This window comes from Olsenella sp. An285, from assembly GCF_002159625.1.
Taxonomy (GTDB): Bacteria; Actinomycetota; Coriobacteriia; order Coriobacteriales; family Atopobiaceae; genus Thermophilibacter; species Thermophilibacter avicola.
In genome coordinates this window covers 1-5,184 of the sequence record NZ_NFIZ01000027.1, presented here as the reverse complement: position 1 = coordinate 5,184, position 5,184 = coordinate 1, and the positions used below count along the sequence as shown (strand labels likewise).

Sequence of the window (5,184 nt, the reverse complement as noted above, 5' to 3'; positions counted from 1 at the left end):
CCCCCCGTCACAGGAAAATGCCCCTTGTTGGTCAGCGACGTCCTGCTCTCCCACGGACTGACTCCGCAGTACCATCGGCGCTCGGGGGCTTAACTTCCGGGTTCGGAATGGGACCGGGTGTGCCTCCCCTGCCATGGTCGCTGACCAACAAGGGGCATTCTGCTCTCGGGCTCGGGCTCGCCGTGCCCTCAGGGCCGCACAGCGTGACGTCGGACCCCCTCGGGGATCGCGATTGTGAAGAGAAGAGCTCGGCCGATTAGTACCGCTCGGCTCAACCCCTCGCGGGGCTTACACCTGCGGCCTATCAAACTCGTGGTCTACGAGTGGCCTTACCGAAGGGAGAACTCATCTCGGGACTGGCTTCCCGCTTAGATGCTTTCAGCGGTTATCCGAACCGGACTCAGCTACCGGGCAGTGCCGTTGGTCGACAACCCGTACACCGGAGGTCCGTCCACCCCGGTCCTCTCGTACTAGGGGCAGCCTCCCTCAGTTCTCCTACGCCCACGGAGGATAGGGACCGAACTGTCTCACGACGTTCTGAACCCAGCTCGCGTACCGCTTTAAATGGCGAACAGCCATACCCTTGGGACCTGCTCCAGCCCCAGGATGCGATGAGCCGACATCGAGGTGCCAAACCTTCCCGTCGATGTGGACTCTTGGGGAAGATCAGCCTGTTATCCCCGGAGTACCTTTTATCCGTTGAGCGACGGCCATACCACGCTGAGCCGCCGGATCACTAGAACCTGGTTTCCCATCTGCTCGGCTTGTTGGCCTCGCAGTCAAGCCTGCTTATGCTCTTGCACTCAAAGGGACGGTTGCCGACCGTCCTGAGCAGACCTTACGTGCGCCTCCGTTACGTTTTAGGAGGCGACCGCCCCAGTCAAACTACCCACCTGACACGGTCCCCACGCCGGATGACGGTCGCGGGTTAGGATGCCAGAACGTCGAGGGTGGTATTCCAAGGGCGACTCCCCAGAGACTGGCGTCCCTGGTTCAGCGTCTCCCACCTATCCTCTACACGACGAACCGGCAGCCAATGTCAAGCTGCAGTAAAGGTTCACGGGGTCTTTCCGTCCTTCCGCGGGTAAGTCGCATCTTCACGACTAGTGCAATTTCACCGGGTCCATGGTTGAGACAGCGCCCAAATCGTTACGCCTTTCGTGCAGGTCGGAACTTACCCGACAAGGAATTTCGCTACCTTAGGACCGTTATAGTTACGGCCGCCGTTTACCGGGGCTTGGATTCGCCGCTTCGCTCGCGCTGACGGCTCCTCGTGACCTTCCGGCACCGGGCAGGCGTCAGACCCTATACGTCGTCTTACGACTTCAGCAGAGTCCTGTGTTTTTGATAAACAGTCGCTTGGGCCTATTTACTGTGGCCGCCCTGGGCTCGGGGAGCAAGTCCCTCCACCCGAGGCGGCACCCCTTCTCCCGAAGTTACGGGGCAATTTTGCCGAGTTCCTTAACCATGGTTCTCCCGATCGCCTTGGTATGCTCTACCCACCCACCTGTGTCGGTTTGCGGTACGGGCCCCTGCGGGCTCCCTAGGGGGTTTTCTTGGAAGCATGGGCTCACTGGCTTCGCTCAGTCGCTTCGTCCGGCACCTCAGCCGTCGCGGGCGGCGCGTTTCACTACCGCCCAGCCTACGTGCCATCGCGGGGACGTCCAGAACCCCGTCCAGCTACCCTTCTCCGTCGCCCCATCGGTGATAGCGCCCGTTCGGGGGTGCAGGAATGTCGACCTGCTGTGCATCGGCTACGCCTTCCGGCCTCGCCTTAGCTCCCGACTGACCCTGGGAGGATTAGCCTCGCCCAGGAAACCTTGGGTTTACGGCGGGGGCGTTTTCCACGCCCCTCTCGTTACTCATGCCAGCATTCTCACTTCCGGCCGGTCCACGCCGGGTCGTCCCGACGCTTCGCCCCAGACGGAAAGCTCCCCTACCACTAGTAAAAACTAGTCCGCCGCTTCGGTGCCGTGCTTAGCCCCGTATATTGTCGGCGCATGTCCACTCGACCAGTGAGCTATTACGCACTCTTTAAATGAATGGCTGCTTCTAAGCCAACATCCTGGTTGTCTGGGCAGACGCACATCCTTTGCCACTTAGCACGGACTTCGGGACCTTAGCGGGCGGTCTGGGCTGTTTCCCTTTCGAACACACAGCTTAGCCCACATGTTCTGACTCCCGGACTCTGGACCGGCGGTATTCGGAGTTTGATTGGAGTTGGTAGGCGGTGAGGCCCCCGCGTCCATTCAGTGCTCTACCCCCGCAGGTAAACGTCCGAGGCTAGCCCTAAAGCTATTTCGGGGAGAACGAGATATCTCCGGGTTTGATAGGCCTTTCACTCCTATCCACAGGTCATCCCCCCAGTTTTCAACCTAGGTGGGTTCGGCCCTCCACGGGGTCTTACCCCCGCTTCAGCCTGCCCATGGATAGCTCACCCGGCTTCGCGTCTACGGAGCGCGACTGCACGCCCGGTTGGGACTCGCTGTCGCTGCGGCTCGCTTACTGGCTTAACCTCGCCACGCTCCGTAACTCGCTGGCTCATTCTACAAAAGGCACGCCGTCACAGCGCAAGCGCTGCTCCGACTGCTTGTAGGCAAACGGTTTCAGGTACTATTTCACTCCCCTCCCGGGGTGCTTTTCACCTTTCCCTCACGGTACTGGTCCACTATCGGTCACAGGAGAGTATTTAGGATTGGAGGGTGGACCCCCCAGCTTCCCACCGGGTTTCACGTGTCCGGCGGTACTCAGGAACCACTCGGCGGTCCTCGCGGATTCGCGTACGGGGCTCTAACCCTGTACCGCCGGCCTTCCCATGCCGTTCCGCTTCCGCGAGGTTTTGTAACCGCGCAGTGAGTGGCCCTACAACCCCGGCGGCGCTTGCGCGGCCGCCGGTTTGTCCTAGGTCCCCGTTCGCTCGCCACTACTAGGGGAATCTCGATTGATTTCTCTTCCTCGGGGTACTTAGATGTTTCAGTTCCCCCGGTTGCCTCCTCCCAGCCTATGTGTTCAGCTGGGGGTGACGGGAAATGACTCCCGCCGGGTTCGCCCATTCGGAGATCCGCGGGTCGAGCGGGCATGTGCCCCTAACCGCGGCTTATCGCAGCTTGTCGCGTCCTTCGTCGGCTTCCTGTGCCAAGGCATCCACCGTTTGCCCTTACCATCTTCTCTTCGTTCGATGGCTCGAACATACTTAAAGTCTCGCGGCGGGCGCTCGCGCGCCGCCGCGTCTTCAGATGCGATCTTCTTTGAGGAAAATCTTTCGTCACGCTATGCAGCTCTCAAGGTACGGCGAGGGCGAGCCCTCGAGACCGGACACTGCGCGCCCTGGGGCGCGGCGAGACTGTCAGCGGGAAAGGACGGGGCGTCCGTCTGAAGTGTTCTCTTCTAAAGAGGCTGTTCTCCCTAGAAAGGAGGTGATCCAGCCGCACCTTCCGGTACGGCTACCTTGTTACGACTTCACCCCCCTTACCAACCACACCTTCGGCGCCTCCCTCACGAGGTTGGGCCGACGACTTCGGGTGCAATCGACTCGGGTGGTGTGACGGGCGGTGTGTACAAGGCCCGGGAACGCATTCACCGCGGCGTGCTGATCCGCGATTACTAGCAACTCCGACTTCATGGAGGCGGGTTGCAGCCTCCAATCCGAACTGGGGCCGGCTTTGGGGATTCGCTCGGCGTCGCCGCCTGGCAGCCCTCTGTGCCGGCCATTGTAGCACGTGTGCAGCCCAGGACATAAGGGGCATGATGACTTGACGTCATCCCCACCTTCCTCCGGCTTGACGCCGGCGGTCTCGCATGGGTGCCCGGCCGAACCGCTGGCAACATGCGACGAGGGTTGCGCTCGTTGCGGGACTTAACCCAACATCTCACGACACGAGCTGACGACAGCCATGCACCACCTGTCTAGGCTCCTCTCGGCCACGGCGTTTCCGCCGCTTCACCTAGATGTCAAGCCCTGGTAAGGTTCTTCGCGTTGCTTCGAATTAAGCCACATGCTCCGCTGCTTGTGCGGGCCCCCGTCAATTCCTTTGAGTTTTAGCCTTGCGGCCGTACTCCCCAGGCGGGGCACTTAATGCGTTAGCTGCGGCACGGAGGGAGGCTCCCCCCACACCTAGTGCCCATCGTTTACGGCTAGGACTACCAGGGTATCTAATCCTGTTCGCTCCCCTAGCTTTCGCTCCTCAGCGTCAGTTGTGGCCCAGAAGGCCGCCTTCGCCACCGGTGTTCTTCCAAATATCTGCGCATTCCACCGCTACACTTGGAATTCCGCCTTCCCCTACCAAACTCAAGTCCGCCGGTATCGGGAGCGGGCGGGGGTTGAGCCCCCGGATTTGACTCCCGACCTAACGGACCGCCTACGAGCGCTTTACGCCCAATGAATCCGGATAACGCTCGCCCCCTACGTATTACCGCGGCTGCTGGCACGTAGTTAGCCGGGGCTTCTTCTGCAGGTACCGTCAGGTTGCCCCCTCGTCCCTGCTGAAAGCGGTTTACGACCCGAAGGCCTTCGTCCCGCACGCGGCGTCGCTGCGTCAGGCTTTCGCCCATTGCGCAAGATTCCCCACTGCTGCCTCCCGTAGGAGTCTGGGCCGTGTCTCAGTCCCAATCTGGCTGGTCGGTCTCTCAACCCAGCTACCCATAATCGCCTTGGTGGGCCGTTGCCCCACCAACTAGCTAACAGGCCGCGGGCCCATCCCTCGCCGTCTGGGCTTTCCCGCCTCCCCCATGCGGGGGCTGCGGAGTATCCGGTATTACCCACGGTTTCCCGAGGCTGTCCCGGAGCGAGGGGCAGGTTGCCCACGTGTTACTCAGCCGTTCGCCACTTTATGCACACCCGGAGGTGCTTTAACCGTTCGACTTGCATGTGTTAGGCGCGCCGCCAGCGTTCATCCTGAGCCAGGATCGAACTCTCCGTTCAAATGTGAGACGGCCTGTGGCCGTCTTCGATTCTGTGGTCGGTCCGTCCCGCCCTAAGATCCCGCTGATCTCGGATTCGCTGAAATTGACGTCTCTGGATCTCTCCAGAAATTCGAATTTCGCTAGTCTGTCTCGTCGATCTTTCGATCGCAGTATCCGGTTTTCAAGGTTCGCCGCGCAGGTCGTTCGCGTCGCCGCGTCGCTGCGCGGGGATTAACTATACGCACCCCGCGCCCCTCCGGGGGCGTGAATCGGGAGGTTCAC

At 61.1% G+C, this 5,184-nt stretch carries 3 rRNA genes; all 3 read right to left on the bottom strand.

Annotated features, from left to right (window positions below):
- Positions 1–29: 29 nt before the first annotated feature.
- Positions 30–145: ribosomal RNA gene (gene rrf, locus B5F79_RS10720) — 5S ribosomal RNA — on the bottom strand.
- A gap of 91 nt (positions 146–236) precedes the next feature.
- Positions 237–3,171: ribosomal RNA gene (locus tag B5F79_RS10715) — 23S ribosomal RNA — on the bottom strand.
- Between the two features lie 238 nt (positions 3,172–3,409).
- Positions 3,410–4,921 (bottom strand): 16S ribosomal RNA (locus B5F79_RS10710).
- Together the 16S, 23S and 5S rRNA genes form the textbook arrangement of a ribosomal RNA operon.
- Positions 4,922–5,184 lie beyond the last annotated feature (263 nt).